Raw genomic sequence first — 26,124 nt, 5'->3', positions numbered from 1 at the left:
ATTAGAAAAAATGCTAATATAGACCACCTTATAAATTTAGTTTTCTTGTTTTTTTTCATGTTAAACACATACGAATAAATGTACAATTAAATGTTAATTTATAGAAGTGATTAACTTATGAGATGTATGTGATATGATTGTGAAAATAAATTTATATTTAAATTATAATTTTTTGCAATTTCATCACAATTAGACCAATATTTAAACAAAAAGAGTGGTTATTATAAAGATACACCACATGAGTGGCGAAAACTAAGCATGCTTAAAACAAAGAAAACAAGGAGGAATTAATAATGAAGAAGAGAAGTATTGTTTCAGCTTTAGCGCTAACCTTAGCAATAGGAATGGGAGCAACTGCATATGCTGCCTCTGCAGATAGCACAGCAGCAAGTATACCAGGGCAAAGACTAGGCTTAGGAAGAATAACAGCTATGAGAGGGTATGACTATATAACAAATATCCTTAAAAACAAATTAGGACTATCAGACGAAGACATTACTAGAGCTATGAATTCAGGAAAAACACCTTATGATATAGCTGCAGAAAAAGGACTGTCCCAAGAACAATTAAAATCAGCTTTACTTGAGGAGAGAACTAAGGCAATTGATGCTGCTGTAAGTAAAGGAACAATAACCAAAGAAGATGCAGAAACATTAAAGAAAAATTTAAATGAGAATATAGAAAATTGTACTGGTAATTTTGGGCAGAGACAAGGAAGAGGTCAAGGTCGAGGAATGATGGGTAACGGACAGGGAAGAGGATACTATGCAGCACCTAACATGGGAACCTCTAACTAAGATATATAAGTATTTTGTATGATTAGAGTTTATAAAAGCGGTATATTTGAAAGCTATATAAAGTAAAAGAAGCAGAGCAACTCTGCTTCTTTTACTTTATATAAAAATTCTTAATAAGGTTGGGTAATATATTATGATAATAGACGCTGAAGCTGAAAGCCAAAATATTAGTTTTGTTTTTTTACTGGAATTCTTTCTTTCAATAATGCTATAAGACAAGTATAGCATTAAGGCTGTAATTATAACAAATATTGGCTTGTATTTCGTAAAATTTGAAAAGTATGCTGCTCCAAAGGTCCCCAAACCTAGGGACGCCAATATAAGACCTCCGCCTCAGCAAAAGGCAGCGAAGAAAGCAGGTATAACAGAAAATATGCTGAGTAGTCTTTCTTTCATAAAACATGTCCTCCGAAAACTAAAAGTTAATAAAATTCAGGTAGTTGCTTAATATTCCAATTTTGTTAGTAAAAATCAATACTCCCATTAAAATCATTAAAATACCACTTATTATAGATATTAGTTTTAAGTATTTTCCTAAGTTGTTTATTTTTGACGATAAAGAATCAATTACTAAGGCAGTTAATATAAATGGAATTGCAAGACCTAAGGAGTAAACAACTAGCAGCATAATACCCTTACTTATAGTATCCATACTGCTTGCATAAGCAAGAATAGAATATAGTATAGGGCCAACACAAGGGGTCCAGCCAGCAGCAAAAGCCATTCCAAGTAAAACTGATCCAAAGGTGCCTCGAGTATTTTTAAAGGATAAAAACTTTTTTTCTTTTGAAAATACACTTAGTTTCAGAATACCTGAGGTATGCAATCCAAATATGATAATTAAAATCCCGGACAATCTTCTGAACAAGCGAAGATTCTGATTAAAGATTTTCCCAAGAGAAGTAACGGAAGCTCCCATTACTACAAAAATAATAGAAAAACCAATAACGAAACCCAATGATTTATAAAATACTGTAAGTTTTGAACTTTTATTATGTATATCATTAATAGATGCACCAGTTAGATAACTTATGTATGCAGGAACTAAAGGTAAAACACAGGGAGATAAAAATGAAAGCACTCCTGCTGAAAAGGCCAATATAAATGAAACATTACTCAAATTCAGATCACCATCCTTTTAATTATTCATAAAAAATCTAAAATCATATTATTTCAACTATCCGTATGTTAATATTATATGATAATTACTATTAAATATAAACATAAAAATTGTGAACAGATTAATAAAAACAGCGTTATATTACAATATTACGATATTTAGTTACAAAATTGCAATACATAGCTTGACATATTAGCGAATACTAATATAATATTTATATACCGGGTATGGGTATGTGAATTGGCATATAACAGGAGGGATGGTATGAAAAATTTATTTAAGCTATGGAAAAAGTATTCATATGTGCTTTTACTAGCGTTTATTATTGTGAGCCTATTTGATTTTAGAGTAGGTATGATAGCAATTATTTGTATGATTGCACCTATTATCGTTTCTATTTTTAGAGGAAGATTTTGGTGTGGAAATTTGTGCCCAAGAGGAAGCTTTTATGATAATTTAGTATCTAAATTTAGCAACAAAAAATCAGTTCCTAAATTTTTAAAGTCTATACATTATAGATTATTTGTAGTTATATTTATGTTCACTATGTTTAGCATAGGAGTTAAAAATAACTGGGGTAATCCTGCTGGAATTGGTATGGTATTCTATAGAATTATTGTAATCACAACTATAATTGGTGTACTCCTATCCTTGTTCTACAATAATAGAGTTTGGTGTAACTTCTGTCCTATGGGAAGCATAGCATCATTTATATCATATTTAAAGAGGGATAAGAAGGTATTAGAAGTATCTAATACTTGCGTTAATTGTAAGATATGTGCTAAGAAGTGTCCTATGGGTATATCTCCCTATGAATATAGAGGTAATGTGTTAAGTCACCCAGATTGTATTCAGTGTGAAAAGTGTGTGATAGCTTGCCCTAAAAAATCTATTGGATATAGCATGATAGATAATCATATAGACAGCTAGAAAGATAACTTTTTAACTTGTTAACTTTTTCCTTAAGTGATTTACAATATTTTCTAAATAAAGATCGGTAAAATGTTAGGGAAGGTATTAGAGGAAAAAGTTATTTGTATATTAAATATTTAAAGGTATATTGACTAATTTAGGATAAAGTAATACTATGTATATGTACCATACAGGGGTATGTAATTAATTTGTTACTAAAAGTTCATATAAATTATAGACGTTTAAATAATAGGAGGCAATAATTATGACAATAAGTATTAATGAAGCAAATTTCAATAAAATAGTAAACAGTGACATACCAGTAGTAGTAGATTTTTGGGCACCGTGGTGCGGACCATGCAAGATGCTTGGTCCAATTATAGAAGAGATAGCAATTGAACTAGAGGGTAAGGCTGTAGTTGGGAAAATAAATGTTGATGATAATCAAAGTATTGCGATGCAGTACAAAGTATTAAGCATTCCAACAGTGCTTATATTTAAAAATGGGCAAGTTATTGACCAAATTGTTGGATTTATGCCTAAAAGTGCTATAATGGAGAAGATACAAAAACACATATAAAATTTAATTAAAGATAAAATGTGGTTAATGTACAAAAGAAGTACTCTTATGAGGTGGTAGTTTTATGAGCGAGAGATATGATATAGCGATAGTAGGAAGTGGTCCAGCAGGAATTACAGCTGCTATTAATGCGAAGATAAGGAACAAAAGGATAATAATTTTTGGTTATGAGAATCTAAGTAATAAACTATACCTTGCACCTAAGATAAACAATTATGTTGGTTTTCCAGGGATAAGTGGCAAGGATTTAACAGAAAAGTTTAAAGATCATCTAAAAGAGATGGATATTGAGATAACCTATGAAAGAGTTGACAGTATATATGCCATGGGTGATTATTACGCTTTAATGGTTAATGACAAAACCTATGAAGCTACCGGTATAGTATTAGCTACAGGGGTTTCCTTTGGAAAGCCTTTTAAAGGTGAGAGTGAGTTTCTTGGAAGAGGTGTAGGGTATTGTGCAACCTGCGATGCTCCTTTATATAAAAATAAAGTAGTTACAATAATAGGTTATAATAAAGAATCCATTGAAGAAGCAAACTATGTAAGTGAACTTGCAGCTAAGGTATACTATATACCAATGTTCAAAGGTGATGTTGATCTAAACAGTAATATAGAGGTTATAAATGACAAGCCTGTAGAGATAATAGGCGATAGTCATGTTAATAAGTTAGTATTAAAAAACAGTGAAGTAGAAACAGATGGATTATTTATTTTAAGAGATAATATATCACCAGATCAATTAGTGCCAGGTCTTTTAGTTGAGGAGGGGCACATAAAAGTAAGTAGAGATATGGAGACAAATCTTAAAGGCTGCTATGCAGCAGGAGATGCTGTGGGTAAGCCTTATCAATACTTGAAGTCAATGGGAGAAGGTCAGGTAGCTGCTTTAAATGCAGTTTCTTATTTAGATAAATTATCTCGTGAAAAATAATATAATATCTTTTATATTAAAATGCGGCAACTGATAAACAGTATGGCCGTTTTTTTTCGTCTCATAGGTAATACCTATTATATTGATTATATAATTATATTTTACAATATATAGTTAAGGCATTATCATATAAGTAAAGTAAATTAGCTTATAAGGAGGAGATAAGATGAACACTGGCCTTAATAGTAGAAAGTTTAACAATAAAAACGGCTTTAAAAAAATTATATCAACAAGAAAACTAATCTCTATGCTGATTTTAACTGGTTTGATTACACAGATATTTATAGGGTGTAAAGCAAAGACAATATCAATAAATAATAAATATTACTATAGCTTTACTGATTCATTGAAAAATACTATCCACTTAAAAGACAAGCCCCAAAGGGTGGTTTCGCTTGTCGGCTCCTATGCTGAAACTTGGATTTTAGCTGGTGGTGAGCTTGTAGGTGTTACTAATGATGTTATTAGCGAAAGGAAAATGGAAGTATCTAAGGAAACAAAAATGCTAGGTACAATAAAAGATCCAAATGTAGAAGAAATTATAGCACTATCTCCTGAATTTGTTTTGCTTTCTACAGATATAGAAAGTCATGTAAGGATTTCAGAAACTCTTAAGAAATCTAATATACCTTTTGCATTTTTCAAGGTAGAGCATTTTGAGGATTACCTAAATATGCTTAAAGTATGCACAGAAATAACAGGAAATAAGGAATTATATGAGAAAAATGGATTAGCAGTTAAAAAACAAATTGAAAATATCTTAGCCAAAATCGACAAGAAGAATAATCCTGATGTACTGTTTATTCGTGCTTTTTCAAGCGGTGCAAAAGCTAAAAATGATGATAATATGGCCTGCAAAATTCTTAATGATTTAGGTACTGTAAATATAGCCTCAAAGCATAAGTCTCTTTTAGAGGATTTGAGTATTGAAGAAATTATTCAAGAGGATCCAGACTATATTTTTGTAGTAACAATGGGGGACAGCAAAGAAGCCTTAAAAGCTTTAAAAGATGGAATAGAGAAAAATCCAGCATGGAGCAGTTTATCAGCAGTAAAAAATAATCGATATATTGTGCTTCCAAAGGAATTATTTCACTATAAGCCTAATGCAAGATGGGGTGAAAGCTATGAATATGTTGCAAAAATTCTCTACCCGGATACATTTAAATAAAAACAGTAAGAGCTATAACTGCAGCGTTATAGCTCTCCTTACAATTTTGCTTCTAATTGGAGTTTTTATGAGTATCAGCATTGGTTCTTCAAAAATATCTTTATCAGAAATAATTTCTTCTATGCAGCAGGGAGATAATGCATCGAAAACATATAGAATCATAAGCTTTGTAAGGATACCAAGAACATTGGCTGCAGTTCTTTCAGGCTGTGCTTTGTCAATGTCAGGTGCTATACTCCAGTCCGTATTGAACAATTCTCTTGCAAGTCCCAATATTATTGGTGTAAATTCTGGAGCAGGATTATTTACTGTATTAATAGCAGCTTTTTTTCCTGCAAATCTGTATTTTACAACAATTGCTTCTTTTATAGGGGCGCTCCTAGCTATGCTTTTAGTTTATTTTATAGCACAAAAGACAGGAGCTTCCAGAATGGCTATAGTTTTATCGGGAGTTGCTGTATCAAGCTTTATAGGTGCAATGACGGATACTGTACTAACTCTAAAACCTGATACAGCGATTAGTCGAACAGCATTTATGATAGGAGGCTTTTCTGGTATAACAATGGACAAGGTAAGTTTTGCCGGCTGGTTTATTGTTTTTGCCTTTATTATAGCCTTAATTCTAGGCTATGATATGAATATACTGGCTCTAGGAGATGAAAGTGCAAAGTCCTTAGGTTTAAATGTAGTTAGGATTCGCTTTGTGTTTTTAATCCTTGCAGCAATGTTAGCAGGAAGTGCTATAAGTTTTGCTGGTCTATTGGGCTTTGTTGGACTTATTGTTCCTCATGTATCAAGATTTTTGGTTGGATATGATAATAGAATTTTGCTTCCAGTGTCAGCACTGTTAGGAAGTATTTTTACTCTGCTTTGTGATTTACTGGCACGAGTACTTTTTGCTCCCTTTGAAATTCCTGTTGGAATTATAATGTCCTTCTTGGGAGGACCATTCTTTATATACCTATTAATAAAGGGTAAGAGAGGTCAGCTTTATGATTAAATTAAATAATATAACTTCAGGGTATAATGGAGTTGAAATCATTAAAGATATAAATATAGCTTTTGAAGAAGGCAGTATCACGAGTATTGTAGGTAAAAATGGCTGTGGAAAAACTACCGTACTAAAGACAGCAGCAAATCTGCTAAAGCCTTTTAGTGGTGAAATTACTATAAAGGGTGAGGATATTTCTAGTATTTCAAGCAAGGAGCTTGCAAAGAAGGTTTCTTTTCTACCTCAACTTAGAACTGTGCCAAATATAACTGTGTATAATTTGGTTATGCACGGCAGATATCCGTATTTAGGCTTTTCACGTACTCCTCAGAAAACAGACAAGGAAATTGTAGAGAAGGCTATGGAAAATATGGGTCTTAAGGATTGTATAAATAAAAGTATTCAAGAGCTTTCCGGAGGACAGCGTCAAAAAGTTTATATATCAATGATTTTAGCTCAGGATACAGATATAATCTTTTTGGATGAGCCTACTACCTATTTGGATATTAATCATCAGCTTGAAATATTAGAAATAATAAAAAAGCTTAAAAAAATGGGTAAGACTATAGTTATGGTGCTCCATGATTTAAGCAATGCTCTTTCCTACTCGGACAAGCTATGTCTTATGGAGAAAGGTCAGGTAGTAATATATGATACTCCACAAGCAGTATTTGACAGCAAGGAGATGGATAGAATCTTTAAGATTTCTTCTGAACAGGTATTAGTTGAAGAGAAGGCCTCACCGCAGTATGTATTCTATCTAAAGTAAAATAAAAAGCCTTCATTGCTCTAAAACTTTAGTATAGGACAATAAAGGCCTTTTAATATTTAACCTACATAAGCTGCAAACAGCTTTACAAATATTAAGGATGATAGGGCAACAGCTGCCCAGGTACAGCCTCCAAGTATGATTGGTTTAATACCCTTTGTAATTAAATCTTTGAATTGAATTTTAAAGCCTACACCAGCTAAAGCTGCTGCAATTAAAAATTTATATCCTTTTTTAAAGAAATTTGAGGCACCCCCAATGTTTTGAAATACTCCTAGGGTGTTTAAAATAGCCATAACTAGGAATATAAGAATAAACCATGGGAAAACCTTTATTATAGTTTGGCCTATCGACATTTTCTTTTGAGCATCTGAAGCTGCTGAAGGCTCGCCTAAAGAATCAATGGACTGAGCTTGCTTTCTTACAGTCATTACAGTAAATATAACTGCAAGTACAATAAGCATTGTAGTTCTTGTAAGCTTCACTGTTATGGCCAGGTTTAAGTCAAGATTATTTAAAACGTTATATGTAGCTTCTGCAGCGGCAACACTTGAAGTATCGTTAATAGCAGTACCCGCAAGGAAACCAAATTGGTTGGCAGTTAAACCAAGAAAGCCTGATGCATATGGGTAAACTAGAGCCGCAAATATGTCAAATAAAAAGATTGCTGTCATAGCATAAGCTATTTCAGTTTCTTTAGCTTTAATTATGGAGGCTAAGGTTGCAATAGCAGTACCACCACAAATGCATGTACCACCACCCACTAAGGTACAGGTATTTTGTGATACCTTTAATTTTCTACCTACAAAATAGGCAACACTAAAAGCAATTATTATGTTGAATATAATAAGTGGAAGTGCTTTTGCTCCATAGCCTAAGATTTCTTTAAAGTTAAGAGTAGCACCAGCTAAAATAATACCAAAGCTTAAGAATTTTTTTCCTGCAAAAGTAGTTCCAGCTTTGAAATCCTTATCTACAGATGGCATAAAGTTTACAATAAGCATGCTTATAAACAATCCAATCATAGGAGCCCCAATAAGCTTTTGCGTTCCTCCTAAGTAGGTTGCTACCGTAGCAATGCCAACGCATAAGGCGATAGCAAAGTGTTTTTTTAGGTTAAAATTGGTAGTTGGTTTAGTGTTTAAATTAGTGTTCATGAATGATAACCCCTTTCAATTAAGATGAAATTTAAAGTTGTTAATAAAGTAACAAAACAACTTAAAAAAATAAAGGTTTAAAAACATAAGGTTATTATATAAATAAGTGTTAAATATATAACAAAGCAATGCAAAAAAATAATTAGTGCCCAGAAGAAAGCCTTGTACAGAGGCTTTCTTCTGAAACTATAATTAAACTGAGTGGGTTTAGGGTATATAGAAACCTAGATTAACAGGTAGCTCCGCCTACGATGTGAAGCTTTGCATCCAGGATTTCCTGCTTTCTTTCTAAAATATCATTTGATAATAATTGAGCTTGTACATTTTCAAAGCCAAGCCTTTCAATAGTTTGAGATAAACGCTCTCCTGTCTTTCCTTGTTCTCTATATAAAAGTATAGTCTTTTCTATTACATCCATAGCTTCTTCTTTGCTGGTAAAGATTTTGCTTAGAGGTATTCCTTGCGCAACGCGTTTTCCCCATCTTCCGCCTATATATATTTTGTATCCAACTTTTCCATCTTCTATAGCGTCAAAGTGGCATTTTCCAACACAGCGTCCACAGTTGTTGCACTCGTCTTGGTCAATAGCAAGCATACCATCAAATATCTTTGCAGCATTTACTGGGCAGGCATCCTCTACAGAACACTTCTTGCATCCATTGCATGAATCCTCATCAAAGTTAGGTATTAACTGACCAATAATTCCTAGGTCATTTAAATCAGGTTTAACACAGTTGTTAGGACAACCCCCAACACCAATTTTAAATTTATGAGGAAGCTTAACATCGTTATAGCCATTAAAAAATCTTTCGTGAATTTCCTCTGATAAGCCAAAGGTATCTATTAAACCATACTGACAGGTTGTACCCTTACAGGATACTACTGGACGAACCTTTGAACCAGTGCCTCCTGTTACAAGACCTTCCTTAGCAATGTAAGCTCTAAAGTCTTCAATTTTGTCATAGGGAATTCCTTGACACTCAATAGTTAGTCTAGTTGTAAAAGTTACAATGCCATTACCAAAAAGCTGTGCAGCTTCTGATAAGCATTTGTTTTGAGCAGCTGTAATTTTGCCATTTACAGTGATAATTCTTCCTGAAAAGTTGTCAGTACCCTTGTTACTTAGAAAGCCTAAGGCCTTTACTCTTTTTTCGTCTGCAGCACTTACAGTTAAACATGCCATAATTCTAATCCTCCAGTTAAATAAATAATAGTTTTATATTGATATTTCATTAAAGGTAGTACCACCTTCAAGAACTAGTGTGTTAGTATACCCAAAATACTTTAAGCGGTTTTGAAGCATATAAGCTCTTTTTCCCTTAGCACACACTAAGAGAAGCTTTTCATCCTTAGCAAATTCGGGAAGTTCTCCGTTAACCTTTGTAAGATCTACGTAAGGAACTCCTTCAATGCTTGGGGTAAGAGAGGCATCAATTATTTTGTAGTCTTCAGCATTTCCAGCAGCATACTCAGCAGGTGTTATAGTTTCAAAAGCACCACTGATCTTATTTAATAAAATGTTCACAGTATGTGAGAAAGGATGGATTGCTGTTGAGAATGGTGGAGCATAAGCTAAATCCATATTTTCAATTTGCTCAAGAGTTGCCCTCATTGATATTGCTGTGACAGCAATATCAACCATTTTATCTACAGCACCCTTGCCAAGCACTTGTAGACCTAGTAATTTATTAGTTTCTATATCTGCTATCATCTTAACAATAAAGGATGAAGCGCCAGGATAGTATTGTGCTTTATCGTCTACAACAGTTACAACACTTACAGCATTATAACCAGACTGTTTTGCAGCAGCTTCTGTTAAGCCTGTTCGTCCTACATTAAGCTCAGGAAGCTTAGCAACTGCTGTTCCTAGAACACCTTGATAAGCTACATTAGCACCGTTAATATTTTTAGCAGCAATACGACCAGCGATATTAGCTGAAGAGCCCATAGGAGACCAAGCAGGTTCTTTAGTAAGCTTATTAGTTACAGTAGCACAGTCGCCAACTGCATATATATCTTCTATATTTGTTTGCAAGAACTCATTTACTTTAATAGTTTTATTTGGCATTAATTTAATGTCTGTGTCAGCTAGAAAAGCTGTGTTAGCTCTTATTCCTACAGAAAGTATAACAGCATCAGTTTTAATAGCGCGCTTGTCTGTTTTAATTTTTTCGACTTTTGTTTCACCAAGGATAGCTTCAAGTTTTGTTTCAGTAAAGGTCATGATGCCTTGATTAGCTAAATGGTTTTCAACATACTCAGCGAACTCTTCATCAAAACCAGGAAGTACATGCTTTGCCATATCTATGACAGATACCTTAACTCCTTGAGTAGATAAATTTTCAGCAACCTCAAGTCCTATGTATCCGCCACCAACTACAACAGCACGCTTAATTTCACCTTCTTCAATAGCTTCCCGTAAGGCGATAGCATCATCTGGAGTTCTCATAAAGAACACACCTTTTAAATTTACCCCATCTACTGGAGGCTTTATGGCTTCAGCACCAGAGGCAATAACTAACTTGTCATATTTATAATTAAGAGTTTCCTTTGTATTTAAATCTAGTGCATCTACAGTTTTATCTACAGGATTAACATTTTTTACTTCTACTTCGGTGAGTACTTGAACTCCAGTCAATCTTGAAAAATTATCGGGAGTATTAACAATTAATTGACTGCGTTCTGGAATTACTTTGCCAACATAGTAAGGGAGTCCACAACCTGCATAGGAAATTTCTTTGCTTTTAGTTAAAATCGTAACCTCGCAGCTGCGGTTTTCACGTTTTAGCTTTGCAGCAACCTTAGTACCGGCAGCTACACCACCAATAATAAGAACCTTCATGTATTCAACCTCCTTATATTCCTTTTGAGAGCATAATAATTGTCAATTATTATGCTCTTTGTTTATTTTTTAACATCATTTACAATACTAATATAACACTTGTTAAAATAATAATAAAATGATATTATCTTATAATACTCATAGGTAAAACCTATCAATGATTCAAAGTAGTGTTAATATTGGGGGGGGTAAATGTGACAATAAGGCATTTAAAAATATTTATTGAAGTAGCAGACAGTGGAAAGATGAGTATGGCCGCAGCTAAGTTTTTTATTTCACAGCCGACTGTAAGCCAGGTCATTAGAGAACTTGAGGAGCATTATGGGGTGCTCTTATTTGAACGTCTGTGCAAGAAATTATTTATAACAGAAAAAGGGAAAAAACTTCTTTCTTATGCAAGAAGTGTAGTAAAGCAGTTTGATGATATGGAAGAAATGATGTTTCAGGCTAATTATGTAGATAAAATCAAAATTGGGGCTACTATTACAGTAGGTAATTGTATTCTTAGCGATGTTATCAAAAGTTTTAAAGAGGTTAATCCTGAGGTTGAGACATATTCTTATGTAAACAATACAAGAGACATAGAAGAAAAATTGTTAAGGTCAGAACTAGATATTGGTATAGTAGAAGGTAAAGTTAAAAGTCCAGATTTAATTTCTATTCCAGAAGTAAATGATTGCTTGATTCTTGCCTGCAGCACAAAACATAGCTTTGCCAGAAAGAAAACAGTTAAACTATCCGAATTGGCTTACGAGAGGTTTGCTATGCGCGAGCAAGGCAGCGGAACAAGAGAGCTTTTTGAAAGATATATGATGGAAAACGGAATGGAAATAAAAATAGCTTTTGAAGGAAACAGTTCTGCTTCTATTAAAAAAGCAGTAATGGAAAACCAATGTTTGGCGGTTATTTCTATACGCTTAGTAGAAGAGGAAATTAAAAATGGATATATACATGTTATTCAGAATATGGAATGTGACTGGGACAGATCCTTTAGCGTGGTATATCATAAAAATAAGCTTGTAACTAACGAAATGAAAAGTCTTATTGATATAGTAAAAAACTATAAGCATGCAGATATTCTTCAGAGAATAGATTCAGGTAAGTTAATAAGAGGATAAAATAGGCAATGCTATAAAGAGTATAGTGCTTTATGGCGTTGCCTATTTATAAAAAATATATACTAAATACTTATTTACTTTTCATATAGCTTTTTAACATATCTATAAATACTACAGTACCCCTTGAAGGGATGATTCCCTTTTGCAGTACATAGGAAAAACTTCTATAATATGTCTGTCCAGTTTCTATAACAGATAGTTCTTTGCTTGTTGCTGAAGCTTCAGTAACAAGAGATGAAATAAAAGTAATGCCTAAGTTGTTTCTTACTGCTTCTTTAACTGCATAATTACTTCCAAATACAATAAAATTTTTAGGACTTATATTGTTATTGGACAAAAAAAGCATCAAATATTCTCTTGTACCAGAACCGATTTCTCTAGTAATCCAGGTTTGATTCTGCAAATTATCCATTGAAAATTTTTTGTTAGTCAAGGAATGATTATAAGGAACTGCAATTTTCATTATGTCTTTATAAAAATGTTCAATTGTTAAACTAGAACTTGGGACTGTACCTTCCACTAATCCTAAGTCAATTTGAAAGTTTTTAACTCTCTCGCAAATACTCTGAGTATTTTCAATTGTAATTTCTAACTCTAAATCTGGATATGTTTTTGTAAACTTACCTAAAAAGTCTGGCAGCAGATATTCTCCAATAGTAAAGCTTGCGCCTATACGCAAACGCCCTTTTACCATGTGTTCATAATACATTAAATCATTTTTGGTATCATCTAATAATTTAGTAATTTGTTTCGAACGTTCGTAAAGCAGATGACCAGATTCAGTAATATATATATTTTTCTGCTTAACTGAACGCTGAACTAAGATTGTATTAAAATATTGTTCTAGGTGTTTAATATGAAGACTAACACTTGCTTGAGATAAGTTAATATTTTCAGCGGCCTTGGTAAAGCTATTATATTCTACAACTGCTATGAAAGTTCTAAGTTCGTCTATCATTATAAATGTCCTTTCTAAGACTATTATATATTAATGATTATAATAAAATATCTTTGTTTTACTCATGATTTAAACCTATGAATTAACTTGAAATTACAAAAGCTTAATTATACTATCAGCAGCCTCTTCAATAGTGGTATCATTTAAAACTTCTAAATCATTGAACTGCATATATAGAGGGTACCTTTCTTCAAACAATTTATAAAGCTTTGATTGTCCTTCTAAAAGCAGCGGGCGGGTGGAGGTATCTATATCTTTTATTATATTTTCTAATGGTCTGTTTATAAATATAATTATAGAATTTTTTTGTAATATCTCCATATTTCGAGGAACTTTTACAGCACCGCCTCCAGTTGAGATTACCGAAGGGCAGTTATTGACTATTTCTTTTATGGAGCTACTTTCAAGTTCTCTAAAATATGCTTCTCCTTTAAGAAAAATATCTTTTATAGGTTTGCCTTCTTTTGCTTCTAGGTATTCATCAACATCATAGAAAGGTAAGAATAGTTTTTCGGAAACAATTTTTCCGATAGAAGTTTTCCCGCAGCCAGGCATTCCAATAAGTACAATATTTTTATTTAACATTTTAATATCCTCACTTATGTTCAAGTTTCCTCAATAATTCTACAATAAAGTTTAAAATCTTCATAGTATCTTTAAACTAAATTGTTATAATAATCTTACAAGCATAAATATTTAGCTGTATAAGAGGTGAAGTTTAGTTGCAGACAATTAGAAAAAGACTAAGTATTTTATTCGTTATATGTTCTATATTAGCAATATTTTTAATTACTTTATTTGTTAATACAACTATAAATAAAAAATTCAATCAATACATGGCAGATATTCAAAACAAAAGATATGAAAGAATCGTAGTTTACCTTGAAGAAATTTATAAAAGAGAAGGTAATTGGAATGATAATTCTGGCATTGAGTTAATGCATGAGGCATACATGGGAAACTACTGTTTAACTTTATTAGACATCAATAAGAAAACTGTATGGGGAATGGACCCTAATGAAATAAAAAATAATTTGCATTTTAATACAATGCTTACTCAAGATAAAGGAGTTTATAATTCAAAACGATTTGAAATTCATTACAATGGTAAGGTTGTTGGATTCGTAGATATTGGGCAGTATGCTCCGATTTTACTTACAGAGGAAGATGTAAATTTCAAAAAATCAATAAATGAGAGTATTATAGCAAGTGGAATACTAACGCTGCTAATTATTATATTTGTAAGTTTATACTTTTCCAAGCAGTTTTCAAGACCAATAAAAGCTGTAGCCAATATGTCTGTAAATCTTTCAAAAGGAAATTTTGATGCAAAATCCAATGTTGAAAGCAATATTGAAGAGCTTGAAAATTTAAGGAATAGTGTCAATATACTAGCTGAAAAGCTAAAATATCAAGATAGCCTTAGAAAAAGATTGGTTTCAGATATATCACATGAGATTAGAACTCCTCTAAATGTGCTGCAAAACAATCTTGAAGCCATGATAGATGGTGTTCTTCCTGTTACGAGTGAGAGATTAAGTAACCTCAATGAAGAAGTAGTGAGATTTGGAAAGCTTTTGAATAGTCTAAATGCTCTAAAGGAGTTTGAGACAGAAAGTATAAAACTTGATTTTGAAACAATTTTATTGAATGAATTAATTAAGGATATTTGTAAGGATTTTCAAACAGCGGTAGAAAAGAAAAATATAAAGTTAAGATGTAAATTTCAGAATAATTCAGATTATAGCATAACCGGAGATAGAGATAAGCTAAAACAGGTTTTCATAAATCTGTTATCCAATTCTGTTAAATTTACCGAAGCAGAAGGAGAAATAACCTTTGAACTGTATGAAACCTATAAAAATATTGTAGTTGAAATAAAAGATACTGGTGTCGGCATTAAGAAAGAAGACTTGCCTTTTATTTTTGAAAGACTCTATAGAGGGGATAAAAGCAGGAGTGAAATTGAAGGAAGTGGTCTTGGGCTTACTATTGTTAAAAATATTCTTAAACTGCATTCTGCAAGCATTGAAGTGAAAAGCGAAGAGGGTAAAGGTACAACCTTCAAAATCAGTTTTATCCATAGTGTAGATAAATAAAAAACTGATATTAAAATAACAAAGGAGAAGTCTATTTCAGACTTCTCCTTTCATTATTGAAGATACTTTTCTCTTATTTTTTCTGCATCTGCAGATTTTAAATCATCAACTACTTCGATAATTCCTAGAATACCGTTGTCTTTTAAAATTGCATAACCGCCTGATTTTTTTGGATTGAATTCAACTTCATTTATACCTTTCTTAGCCTTAAAGGAACTAACCTTACTTCCTGTTTCAGCATCTAATATAAGATACTCACCCTCAACGTTATCGAAAGAACTTAGGTCAAAAGTTAATTTTGTGCTTGAACTGTTTCCTGTAATAACTATCAAAGGTTGAAGCTCATAGCCAATACCTTTAAATTTTGCGCTTTGATATTTTCCGGCAGATAATGCTTTACCTACCAAATTTTCTGTTGGAATTTTTGTTAAATCATTTCCGTAAATGCTTGGCTGAGCTGGAGCCTCAGAATCATCTCCTACAGGACCAGCGCAGCAGCTAGGGCCATTGCTAGCAGGGGGAATAGTAGGGTCAGCTTTTGAAGCATCCACATTGTCAAGCTTATCTACAACCTTTATTACACCTCTTATCATACCCATCCAGCAGCTAAAGTTTATATCTTTATCTCCAGGAGTAAATTCTATAACATTTTCACCACTTTTTAATTTATGCTGCTTGTTATCTATTGCTTTAGCAACAATTGCATTATTACAAGAATTAATTTGTTTTCCATCGATTATCCATTTGACAGGTATATCTTTTTGAACATAAAAAGCGTTAGGGGTATAGCCTCTGTTATCAGCAGTCATTCTTATGACTTGAACACCGTTTTCTAAAGAAGCTTTGGCTGCATTTGAACTAGAAGAATTACTTGATCCACTGCCTAATAGTGATTTCGAACTGCTTGAAAGTGCTCTCATAGGATTAATATTGATTCCAGCGAGTGCAAAACCTCTATTCCCCATAATTAGACCTAGGATTATAACAAGAATTCCGCTAAACTTAAGTATCTTCTTAGTATATCCTTTGCTTAAAAGTCCTGATAATGCTCCAAATGTAAGCATAAGCGGTACTGTTCCTATAGAGAACATAAACATGGACAAGGCTCCTTTTACAGGACTACCTGTTCCAAGAGCAAACAGCTGCATGGTTTGAAGAGGACCGCAGGGCATAAATCCATTCAATAATCCAACAATAAATGGTGATCCAGATTTATTCTTAGCTTTACAGGCTGCATGAGGAAGTTTTATCTGAAACCTTCTAAAAGCGCTGAATCCAGCCATGTTAAAGCCCATCATAATCATGAAGAGTCCTGCTAAAATTTGAAGTATTGCTTGTGTAGTAATTGAAAGCGAAAATACCGACCCAATTGCTCCTATAACTCCGCCAAGGATAGTATAAGATACAACTCTTCCAAGGTTGTATAGAATTGCTGGTTCTAGAGCATCGAATTTATTTTTGCTTTCTTTTGAAAGGGTTTGGGAAAGCATTATTCCACCGCACATGCCTACACAATGTATTGAGGTAAAAACACCCACTATGAAAAGAACAGCATAGGAAGCGTTTGTGAGCTTCGATTCCATATCATACCCAGAGGTATTTAGACTTAGTAATATTATTGCAGCTGCTATTATAAGAATCCCAAGGAATTTAAAATCACTAGAACCTTCTGTTGTATATCCAGCCTTTTTTACTGCTGTTTTAACTTTTGCTAGGCTGCAGATCTCGTCATCGTATTCTACTTCAGCAAATTGGCCGCTGTAGCTTGCTTTAGCGGTTAATACACCATCTAAACTTTTAATAGCCTTCTCAACTCGATTTTCACAAGAACCGCAGGTCATGTCATACACTTTAAACCTATCTTTCCTAATACCCATAAATTCCCTCCTAATATGTATTTAAAAGATATAGCAGGATGATCTCGACATAGTAAAGTACAATTTTTAATTTGCTACATACTAGAGTATATAAAAAACTTGTGTGGATTTTATGAAGATATAGATTCAAAATCAAAAGGTAATCATAATTTTACAGCTAGCATGAGTATTTGATTTTATCACGATCTTTGTTTATAATTGACTATGATTATCTATGTAAAATAATTAAGCTGGTATTATTAAAAAAGATTGAAGCATTGCAAGTTAATAATTATAGGGAAATGAGGATGAAGCTTTATGGCTATAACTGTTAAGGAAGCTTTAGATCTTGATATACTTAAAGGTTTTAAAGTTATTGCTGGTAAGAAGGGACTATCAAAAGAAATAACTCATGTGGCAGTTTGGGATTATGAAACTGGCGATTTAATAGAACAAAATTTTAGCAGAGGAGATTTTGCTCTAAGTACATTAGTTGCCATAAAAGATAATATTGATCAGCTTTATGAGATTGTAGAAAGAATGATCAAAGTTGGTATAAGCTGCCTCGCAGTTAAAGATATTTATATAAAGGAAATTCCAGGGGAAGTTATCAAGCTTGCTGATAAGGAGCACTTTCCTATTATGATGTTTAACGGTACCTTCACTGAAGATGTAATTGTTTATGTAAATTTAGCTATAAGCGAGAAAAAACAGTATGAAGATTTAGCATCACAAATAGATAGTATTTTATATAATAATTTAAATGAGCTGCGAATAAAGCAAATCGCTCTCAAAATAAATATTAACTTTAAAGATAAAAACATAGTGGCCTTCTGTAAGAGAAAAAGCAACAAATTATCTGGAATTAAAAGTCCTTTTAATAAAGAAATGGAACAGGTTTTTAGTGAGATTATACCATATGAAGACGGGTATCTTTTTATAAATACCTTTGAAGAAGGGGAAGAACAGGATGTCACTAAGACTGTTCTGAGAAGATTAAAGTGGTGCGGCTTTGACGAGAAAACTTATATTATAGGGGTAAGCGGGTTGTATGAAGGACTAGGAAATCTTGACAAGTCCATACATGAAAGTTTATACGCATATAAACACTCGGCATGTTATAGAAAAGATATTTCATTCTTTCATGAGATAGGCATTAATAAGATAATACTGCCGCTTTTAGACAATCCATGGGTATTAAAATATTACGATGAAATGATATGGCCTCTTATTGATTATGATAAAAATCATGAAACTGAATTGTTAATAACTGCAGTAAAATATGTTGAACATAACGGAGATATAAAAGCAGTAGCAGAGGAGTTGTTTCAGCATGGTAATACTATTAGATACAGAATAGATAAGATAAATAAAATATTATTTAATGCTTATAAAAGCGAGCATTTTTATGAGGAATTAGCTATGGCAGTTAGAATATATACTTTACTAAACAACTCTTTGTAATTTTTACAAAGGGTTATATTTTTTTATTTGAATTATTACAATTCCTAAATGTCGCTAAAAGGTGTATTATATCGAATGTAGATAAATTAATGAATTTTTTGTAAATAAGTATGGTTGGAGGAGAACAATGAAACATTTAAGAATTTCATACACTTCAGAAGCACAAAAGTTTTTTAAAACTGATAGAAATCTTGTATTAGCTGAAAATACAGATTATACAGATGTAGCTGCTGTTGTAATTACTGATTCAGAAATAGATGTTTTTAATAGTGTTGTTAGTACAAAGTTTGGAATTCCAATATTTGTTATAGCGAAAAACGTGGACAATCTTAATGATGATGTAAAAAGAACAGCTTGCAAGGTCATAGAAGAAAACGGATTAGATATAGAGCTTGTCAGCAGAGAAATAGAAACTGCTGCTAAGCAGTATGAAGAGCACATGCTTCCACCTTTCTTCAAAACTTTAAGCGAGTATGTAGAAAGAGAAAATCTTCAGTTTGATTGCCCTGGACACCAAGGCGGTCAATACTTCGCAAAACATCCAGCAGGAAAATATTTTTATGATTTCTATGGTCAAAATGTTTTTCGTTCAGATATATGCAATGCAGACGTAGCACTTGGAGATTTATTGATACATGAAGGCCCAGCTGTTGACGCTGAAGTGCATGCTGCGAAAGTATACAATGCAGATAAAACTTATTTTGTTATGAATGGTACAAGCACTTCTAATACAGTAGCTATAAATGCTGTAGTTGCTCCTGGAGATTTAGTTTTATTTGATAGAAACAATCATAAGTCAGTATATAATGCTGCTTTGGTTTTATCAGGTGGTAAACCAGTTTACTTAGAAACAGCTCGTAATCCATTTGGATTCATTGGTGGTATTGATGCACATTGCTTTGATGAAAATTATTTAAGAGAAGCAGCAGCAAAGGTTGACTCTGAAAAGGCAAATGCTAAAAGACCGTTTAGACTAGCTGTAATTCAGCTTGGAACTTACGATGGAACTATTTATAATGCTAAACAAGTTGTTGAAAAAATAGGACATCTTTGCGACTATATTTTATTCGATTCAGCATGGGTTGGATATGAGCAATTTATACCAATGATGAGAGATTGTTCACCATTATTAATAGACCTAAAGGAAAGTGATCCTGGTATATTAGTAACTCAATCTGTCCATAAGCAGCAGGCAGGATTCTCTCAAACTTCACAAATTCATAAAAAGGACAGCCATCTAAAAGGTCAAAGCAGATATGTAGACCACAAAAGATTTAACAATGCCTTTAGACTACATGCATCAACAAGTCCTTTCTACCCATTGTTTGCATCTTTAGATGTTAATGCAAGAATGCAGGATGGGGAAGCAGGCAGACGTTTATGGGATGACTGTATAAAGATGGGAATTGAAGCTAGAAAGTCAGTTATAAGGAATTGTTCAATGTTCAAACCATTTATACCACCAGTGGTTAATGAAAAAAAATGGGAAGAATACGGTACAGAAGAAATTGCTAATAACATTGAATTCTTTAAATTTGTGCCAGGTGAGAAGTGGCATTCCTTTGAAGGCTATGGTGAGAATCAATATTTTGTTGATCCAAATAAATTTATGCTTACCACACCAGGAATAAATGTTGAAACTGGAGAATATGAAGACTTTGGTATTCCAGCGACAATACTTGCAAACTACTTAAGAGAAAATAGAATAATACCAGAAAAGAACGATTTGAATTCTATATTATTTTTATTAACTCCTGCAGAGACTACAGAAAAAATGGATAAGCTTGTAGCACAGCTTGTTAAGTTTGAGCAGCTTGTTAAAGCAGATGCTCCTTTAAGCGAGGTTCTTCCAACTCTATATAAGAATAACGAAGGACGTTATAAAGGTTATACAATAAGAAGACTTTGTCAGGAAATGCATGACTTCTATAAGAAGAATGATGCAAAGAACTATCAAAAGAAACTATTTAGAGCTGATTACTTGCCAAAGCCAGCATTGATTTCACAGAAGTTTGATTGGGAGTCCTTAGGAGAAGTAGCTGCGACATTACAGGATGTTCTTCCTAAGCTTATGACTGAGAGGGCTATGACTCCACAGGAAGCTAATTGGGAGTTAGTAAAAAATAATGCTAAGTTAGTTGCTTTAGAAAATATTGTAGGTGAAGTGGCACTTGAAGGTGCTCTTCCATATCCACCAGGAATCTTCTGCGTTGTTCCAGGGGAAGTATGGAATGAAGTTGCACAAAAGTACTTCTTAATACTACAAGAGGGAATTAATGAGTTTCCAGGTTTTGCTCCAGAGATTCAAGGTGTTTACCTTGAAAAGGAAAATGGAAGAGTTAAGGCTTATGGATATGTATTAGACAAGAAGAACTAGTCAAAAAATAAACTAATAGCTAGGATATAGTAAAACTTTATCCTAGCTAATTATAAAAAGGAGTAATTAACTATGAGTAACGAAAAAAACAAAATGAGCGTTGTTCAGTTAACCATTATGACTACAATTAATATGATGGGTTCAGGAATAATAATGCTTCCGACTAACTTAGCAAAGGTTGGAACCATGTCTATACTTTCATGGCTCGTTACAGCAGTGGGCTCAATGGCTCTTGCTTATGCTTTTGCTCAAGCTGGCATGTTCAGTAGAAAAGCTGCCGGAATGGGAGGCTATTCTGAGTATTCTTTTGGAAAAGCTGGTAGCTTCATGGCAAACTACACTTATGGAGTTTCATTATTAATTGCAAATGTGGCAATAGCAATTTCGGTGGTAGGTTACGCTTGTGGATTTTTAAGCAAAGAGTTATCACCTGTTTCAGTGGCAATATGGACAATATTTACTTTATGGTTAGCTACAGTGCTTAACTTTAAAGGCGCTAGATACACAGGTAAAATTAGTTCAATAACTATTTGGGGCGTTATAGCACCAGTTGTAGTACTTTCAGTTTTTGGATGGTTCTGGTTTAGTGGGACCTTATATGTATCTTCATGGAATCCTAATAAATTACCTTTCTTTACTGCTGTTAGCAAATCTATATCAATAACTTTATGGGCATTTTTAGGACTTGAATCTGCTTCTGCGAACATGGATGCAGTTGAAAATCCAAAAAGAAACGTTCCAATAGCCTGCCTAGGTGGAACAATTGGCGCTGCAATTGTATATGTTATTTCTACAAATGTTATGGCTGGTATAGTACCAAATGCTGACCTTTTAAATTCAACAGCTCCATTTGGATTAACTTTCGCACGTATGTTTAACCCAGCCGTAGGTAAACTAGTTATGGGATTGATGGTAATTTCCTGTTTTGGTTCATTATTTAGTTGGCAGTTTACAATCGCACAAGTATTTAAAGGATCTGCAGTAGAAGGTTATTTCCCTAAATTCTTAGGCAAGGTTACAAAAGACGAGGCTCCTATAGCAGCAATGGTTGTTATTACAATTATACAAAGCTTGCTTGCACTTATGACAATCAGTCCAACCTTGGCGACACAGTTTAATGTATTAGTAAACTTAGCTGTTGTTACAAATGTTATACCATATCTACTATCTATGGCTGCGGTTAATGTAATACAAAGGTCGGAAAACTTACCTTCTAGCAAGATAAAAATGACAAGCTTTATTGCTGTTGTAGGCTCATTATACAGTTTATACGCACTTTATGCTTCAGGCTCAGAAGCATTGGTATATGGTTCCATAGTAACTTTTGCTGGATGGACTTTATACGGATTCGTTTCACATCGCTTTGATTTAAAGAAAGAAAAAATCAATGAAAGTTACGATATAAGTGCCTAAAAGATAATACAGAGCTTATTAAGAATGGCTTTTGATATCTATAAAAGATGTCAAAAGTCATTTTTGTATTAATTAAAATCCACTTAGGGTTATGCTGCTATAGTTTTAGTAACATAATCTTAAGTGGATTTTAATTATATAGCTGGCTTTCCACACATTTTTAATAATTCTTCTTTAACTAATGCTGCATCCTTTTCACTTGCTAAAACATGTATATAATCTCCGGATTGCAGGACTGTATTACCTCTAGGTATGATCTCTTTTTCTCCTCTCTTTATTGCAACTAACAAGAAGTTTTTAGAGAATTTAAGATCCTTAATTGCTTTACAGTCCATTTTAGAATCTAAGCATACTGGGATTTCTAATATTACTTTATTTTTACTATCTCCGTTAAATTCATATACACCATTGTTTTTCAATAGTCTTTCAAGCAAGGATTCATATATTGGTTCTGATTTAAGCAAATCTGCAACCGCATAGGCAATAAGTGATATCATGCTTAGAGAAAGCAAATGTGAAAAAGATCCTGTCATTTCAGTAATTAGAATACTGCCTGTAATAGGAGCTCTCACTATAGCAGTGAAGTAACCGGCCATAGCCAGGATTATAAAGTTATTAATATAACCAGCATTAAAACCAAAAAATTTAACTAATACTTCCCCATAGATAGCACCAGTTAATGCACCTAAAACCAAAAGTGGGAAAAAGATACCACCAGGGGCTCCAGACCCGTAGCTTACCATGGAAAATAAAAATTTGACACAAAGAATTATGAATAGCATTTTTAACGTAAAACTTCCTTCGATCATTGACTCTATGATTGAATGTCCGCCACCTAATACTTGGGGTATAACCAAAGCTAATAGACCTGAAAGTAAAAAAGGAAGCATAGGCCTAAATTTTACCTGAAGCCATTTTTGCTTACTATAAATATCTTGAGTTTTTAATAAAAAATAGTTATAGAAGGCTCCGAAAATTCCTACGATTACCCCAAGAAGTACAATATATCCATAGCTTTCAAGAGGCAATGGAGTAATATTATTAAAACTGAAAACTGGTTTTAGGCCAAAAAAATGCTTTGATATAAAGTCAGCAGTTAGTGATGCTGACATTGCTGACAAAAGCACCAAAGGAGAAAAATGTTTATGAACCTCTTCCAGAGCAAACATTACACCAGCCAAAGGCGCGTTAAATGCAGCTGCAAGGCCTGCAGATGCTCCACTTGTAATTAAATATTTCTCTTCAACTTTAAGTCTCTTGAAAATTCTGCTTACACCTTGTCCCATTGCTGCACCAAGTTGTATAGAAGGACCTTCTCTTCCAAGTGATAAACCTGCTCCAATGGAAATTACTCCACCAATAAATTTTTTAATTATAACGGAAAGCCAATTCATATTAATTTTTCTAAGCAGTACGCCCTCTACCTGAGGTATTCCACTGCCGCTTATCAATGGTTCATTAGTTATTAGTTTTCCAACGATGAACGCCGCTACTACCAAAAACAAAAACCATAAAGGCATAAGTTTGTATTTTGAAATATTGAGATTTAAGATAAAACTTCTTAGACTCTCAGCTTTCTCAAGAACAATTCTGTAAAATACAATTAAAAACCCAGAGAAAATACCTACAATAATACCTTGTAATAAAAGTTTAAGTCTTAAGCTTTGCCAATGTGATAGTGTATTATATACATCATTCTTATTTGTACTATCCATTATTCAACCTCCTACCTAGTGTTGATAGAACCTATGTTTTCTCTATCTGGAATACAATTCCAATGAGTTTAATATTTCTGTATTCAGAGCTGAGACTTTTGTTCTATAAATACTACACGTCTTATTTAATTTTTCTGTATTACATTTTTATTATAGCAGTTTAATTAAAAATTATTGAGGTTATAACGAAAAAAGCTAAGGATTATATGGTTTTGTTACTTTTTTAATTACTCTCTACATATAAATTTAAAAATCGGTGCACACTTTTATAGGCGCCGAATACTATAATTTGTGGAATATAATTGCAATGGAGGAAGACATATGGAAAAGAAGAGGGAAGTTTTAAATTTAACAAAAGAGATGCTAGAGGATTTATATATCATAGCAACAGTATATGGGACAACAGTAGAAGAGGTCATAAGAGAGTTGGTTGGAGTGGAGTATGATATTGAATACGTTGCATAGAAATATAGGGACAGTTAGTAATGCTAACTGTCCCTATATTTTTATAAAATAATTTTTCTAAGGCAATTTACGTGTTTTTTCTTCTACAGAAATTCTAGGAGGGGCAGCAGGGATATTACTAGAATAGCCAATAGCCAGGATTCCGCCTATAAACCCGCCTTCATTAATTTCAAGTATTGATTGGGCCTCTGGGTTAATACCGAAGGAGAGCCATACGCCAGCAACTTCATTATCCCAAGCCTCTAATAGCATATTTTGTATTACTGCACCAGCGGTTAATGGAAAGTCATATCTATCCATATCATTAGAAGCTGGGGGGCATGCTACCGCAATTAAGACAGGTGCATCACCAAAATTTGTAGCAAATTTTCTAATAGCTGCTTTTCTGTCCTCAGGAAATGAAGGGTTTTTTAGTGGCCCATTTTCCATCATGTTTAAGTAAGTTTCAGATAGCTTTCTTCGTGTATTTGGACCAATTACAATAAATTCCCATGGCTGAGTATTACCATGGGAAGGAGCCCAGATTCCCGCTTCTAAAATCTTGTTAAGCACATCATCGTTTAAAGGTTTTTCGGTAAACATACGCACGGTTCTTCTATCATGTATAGCCTTTATCACTTCCATTAGCGTCACCTCTTAAAATTAGATTGGTATTTGTGGTTAGTATATAACTTAAAAACATTTATATACAGCTAAAGCAAAATATAAATAATTTATCATGGAAATACTTTTTTACTTAGTTAAGCATTATAAATTATCATAAAACCTGACAAGTATGAATATAAGTTACAGGGAGTGGTATTATGAGTAAATTTGAAAGAACAGCATGCTGTCCAAAATGTGGCTCCGTGCTCTTAGTGGCAATGCCTGCTTTTTCTAAAGTTGATTATATTTGTTCGGAATGCAATGAATATGTAGCAACAGTTAACTATAAGCAATATGAGACATTAAATTCTTTATGTGAAAAGTGTAATAATGATACCTTTAAGGTAAGAGTCACAGAGGAGGAGGGCGAAAAGCACTGGACCCCTTTCTGCAGTAAATGCAACGAAGAGGGTACAGAGCGCTATACTGATAAGGAAGGAAAAACAATAGATGCTGCTACAAGGGAGATTTATATTGTTAAAGATACTGTAACTGAACTTGTTGATAGAGTAGATTCACTGAAGAACAATTTAGCTGATGCGGACAGTACAATTGATGACGTTGAAGAAAATGGATTAGATGAGGTTGCTTATACACTAAAGCTTCAAATTGGTGCGTGTAATGATGATGCTGGTTGCATAAATGAATTAGCATTAATACTGGCAAGAAAATTTGATATTATCAATGAATAACATTAGTATGAGAGCTCATTTAGGAGCTCTTTTTTGCGCTCTCATTATA

Annotated in this window: 23 protein-coding genes; 14 read left to right on the top strand and 9 right to left on the bottom strand. The window is 33.2% G+C overall.

The window, feature by feature from the left end; all coding sequences use genetic code 11:
• Positions 1–293: 293 nt before the first annotated feature.
• Positions 294–797 (top strand): YckD family protein, encoded by a 504-nt coding sequence (locus NBE98_RS20170; protein ID WP_250816807.1) that lies wholly within the window; start codon positions 294–296, stop codon positions 795–797.
• 415 nt (positions 798–1,212) lie between these two features.
• Here NBE98_RS20170 and NBE98_RS20165 read toward each other — a convergent pair whose 3' ends face one another.
• Positions 1,213–1,917 (bottom strand): cytochrome c biogenesis CcdA family protein, encoded by a 705-nt coding sequence (locus NBE98_RS20165; protein WP_250816806.1) that lies wholly within the window; start codon positions 1,915–1,917, stop codon positions 1,213–1,215.
• A gap of 264 nt (positions 1,918–2,181) precedes the next feature.
• On the opposite strand from NBE98_RS20165, the gene NBE98_RS20160 reads away from it, so the two are divergent.
• The 6 genes from NBE98_RS20160 to NBE98_RS20135 all read left to right on the top strand — a co-directional run bounded on the left by NBE98_RS20160 (position 2,182) and on the right by NBE98_RS20135 (position 7,274).
• Entirely contained in the window at positions 2,182–2,847 is a 666-nt protein-coding gene (locus tag NBE98_RS20160; RefSeq protein WP_250816805.1) for a 4Fe-4S binding protein, read from the top strand.
• A 247-nt stretch (positions 2,848–3,094) separates the two neighbouring features.
• Positions 3,095–3,409, top strand: a complete 315-nt coding sequence (trxA, locus tag NBE98_RS20155) for a thioredoxin (RefSeq protein WP_250816804.1) — start codon at positions 3,095–3,097, stop codon at positions 3,407–3,409.
• 64 nt (positions 3,410–3,473) lie between these two features.
• Positions 3,474–4,343: an NAD(P)/FAD-dependent oxidoreductase gene (locus NBE98_RS20150; protein ID WP_250816803.1), complete on the top strand. Its 870-nt coding sequence runs from the start codon at positions 3,474–3,476 to the stop codon at positions 4,341–4,343.
• A gap of 166 nt (positions 4,344–4,509) precedes the next feature.
• Positions 4,510–5,514 (top strand): ABC transporter substrate-binding protein, encoded by a 1,005-nt coding sequence (locus tag NBE98_RS20145; protein ID WP_250816802.1) that lies wholly within the window; start codon positions 4,510–4,512, stop codon positions 5,512–5,514.
• Entirely contained in the window at positions 5,450–6,514 is a 1,065-nt protein-coding gene (locus tag NBE98_RS20140; RefSeq protein WP_349305965.1) for a FecCD family ABC transporter permease, read from the top strand. Before NBE98_RS20145 ends, NBE98_RS20140 begins: the two co-directional genes overlap by 65 nt.
• Positions 6,507–7,274, top strand: coding sequence for an ABC transporter ATP-binding protein (locus NBE98_RS20135; RefSeq protein ID WP_250816800.1), 768 nt, complete (start codon positions 6,507–6,509; stop codon positions 7,272–7,274). Before NBE98_RS20140 ends, NBE98_RS20135 begins: the two co-directional genes overlap by 8 nt.
• Positions 7,275–7,333: 59 nt before the next feature.
• Here NBE98_RS20135 and NBE98_RS20130 read toward each other — a convergent pair whose 3' ends face one another.
• From NBE98_RS20130 to NBE98_RS20120, 3 genes are all read right to left on the bottom strand, one after another.
• Entirely contained in the window at positions 7,334–8,431 is a 1,098-nt protein-coding gene (locus NBE98_RS20130) for a YeiH family protein (RefSeq protein WP_250816799.1), read from the bottom strand.
• A gap of 229 nt (positions 8,432–8,660) precedes the next feature.
• Positions 8,661–9,614, bottom strand: a complete 954-nt coding sequence (locus tag NBE98_RS20125; protein WP_250816798.1) for a 4Fe-4S dicluster domain-containing protein — start codon at positions 9,612–9,614, stop codon at positions 8,661–8,663.
• A 33-nt stretch (positions 9,615–9,647) separates the two neighbouring features.
• On the bottom strand, positions 9,648–11,273 hold the full coding sequence (locus NBE98_RS20120; protein WP_250816797.1) for an FAD-dependent oxidoreductase: 1,626 nt from the start codon (positions 11,271–11,273) through the stop codon (positions 9,648–9,650).
• A 194-nt stretch (positions 11,274–11,467) separates the two neighbouring features.
• Here NBE98_RS20120 and NBE98_RS20115 point away from each other — a divergent pair, with 194 nt between their 5' ends.
• Positions 11,468–12,391: a LysR family transcriptional regulator gene (locus NBE98_RS20115; RefSeq protein WP_250816796.1), complete on the top strand. Its 924-nt coding sequence runs from the start codon at positions 11,468–11,470 to the stop codon at positions 12,389–12,391.
• 70 nt (positions 12,392–12,461) lie between these two features.
• On the opposite strand, the gene NBE98_RS20110 is transcribed toward NBE98_RS20115, so the two are convergent.
• Both NBE98_RS20110 and NBE98_RS20105 read right to left on the bottom strand, forming a co-directional pair.
• Complete coding sequence (locus tag NBE98_RS20110) at positions 12,462–13,349, bottom strand: LysR family transcriptional regulator (protein ID WP_250816795.1); 888 nt, start codon at positions 13,347–13,349, stop codon at positions 12,462–12,464.
• A gap of 93 nt (positions 13,350–13,442) precedes the next feature.
• Complete coding sequence (locus NBE98_RS20105) at positions 13,443–13,934, bottom strand: shikimate kinase (RefSeq protein ID WP_250816794.1); 492 nt, start codon at positions 13,932–13,934, stop codon at positions 13,443–13,445.
• 137 nt (positions 13,935–14,071) lie between these two features.
• Here NBE98_RS20105 and NBE98_RS20100 point away from each other — a divergent pair, with 137 nt between their 5' ends.
• On the top strand, positions 14,072–15,448 hold the full coding sequence (locus NBE98_RS20100) for a sensor histidine kinase (RefSeq protein WP_250816793.1): 1,377 nt from the start codon (positions 14,072–14,074) through the stop codon (positions 15,446–15,448).
• A gap of 53 nt (positions 15,449–15,501) precedes the next feature.
• Here the strand turns inward: NBE98_RS20100 and NBE98_RS20095 are convergent, their stop codons facing one another.
• Positions 15,502–17,325 (bottom strand): urease accessory protein UreH domain-containing protein, encoded by a 1,824-nt coding sequence (locus NBE98_RS20095; RefSeq protein WP_250816792.1) that lies wholly within the window; start codon positions 17,323–17,325, stop codon positions 15,502–15,504.
• Between the two features lie 297 nt (positions 17,326–17,622).
• Here NBE98_RS20095 and NBE98_RS20090 point away from each other — a divergent pair, with 297 nt between their 5' ends.
• The 3 genes from NBE98_RS20090 (at position 17,623) to potE (ending at position 22,558) form a co-directional block, all read left to right on the top strand.
• Positions 17,623–18,768: a PucR family transcriptional regulator gene (locus tag NBE98_RS20090; protein ID WP_250816791.1), complete on the top strand. Its 1,146-nt coding sequence runs from the start codon at positions 17,623–17,625 to the stop codon at positions 18,766–18,768.
• 127 nt (positions 18,769–18,895) lie between these two features.
• Positions 18,896–21,145 (top strand): ornithine decarboxylase, encoded by a 2,250-nt coding sequence (speC, locus tag NBE98_RS20085; RefSeq protein ID WP_250816790.1) that lies wholly within the window; start codon positions 18,896–18,898, stop codon positions 21,143–21,145.
• Positions 21,146–21,217: 72 nt separating this feature from the next.
• Positions 21,218–22,558 (top strand): putrescine-ornithine antiporter, encoded by a 1,341-nt coding sequence (gene potE / locus NBE98_RS20080; RefSeq protein WP_250816789.1) that lies wholly within the window; start codon positions 21,218–21,220, stop codon positions 22,556–22,558.
• Positions 22,559–22,692: 134 nt separating this feature from the next.
• On the opposite strand, the gene NBE98_RS20075 is transcribed toward potE, so the two are convergent.
• Positions 22,693–24,273, bottom strand: coding sequence for a ClC family H(+)/Cl(-) exchange transporter (locus NBE98_RS20075; RefSeq protein ID WP_250816788.1), 1,581 nt, complete (start codon positions 24,271–24,273; stop codon positions 22,693–22,695).
• Between the two features lie 321 nt (positions 24,274–24,594).
• Here NBE98_RS20075 and NBE98_RS20070 point away from each other — a divergent pair, with 321 nt between their 5' ends.
• Entirely contained in the window at positions 24,595–24,738 is a 144-nt protein-coding gene (locus NBE98_RS20070; protein ID WP_250816787.1) for a hypothetical protein, read from the top strand.
• A gap of 57 nt (positions 24,739–24,795) precedes the next feature.
• Here NBE98_RS20070 and NBE98_RS20065 read toward each other — a convergent pair whose 3' ends face one another.
• Positions 24,796–25,362, bottom strand: coding sequence for a nitroreductase family protein (locus tag NBE98_RS20065; protein ID WP_250816786.1), 567 nt, complete (start codon positions 25,360–25,362; stop codon positions 24,796–24,798).
• Between the two features lie 179 nt (positions 25,363–25,541).
• Here NBE98_RS20065 and NBE98_RS20060 point away from each other — a divergent pair, with 179 nt between their 5' ends.
• A complete protein-coding gene (locus NBE98_RS20060) occupies positions 25,542–26,075 on the top strand; it encodes a hypothetical protein (protein ID WP_250816785.1) in 534 nt (177 codons plus the stop codon).
• Positions 26,076–26,124 lie beyond the last annotated feature (49 nt).

Origin of the sequence: Clostridium swellfunianum, assembly GCF_023656515.1 — a bacterium.
GTDB classification, from domain to species: domain Bacteria; phylum Bacillota; class Clostridia; order Clostridiales; family Clostridiaceae; genus Clostridium_AT; species Clostridium_AT swellfunianum.
Note: the sequence above shows the minus strand (reverse complement) of the source record. Positions and strands in the feature narration are given on the sequence as shown.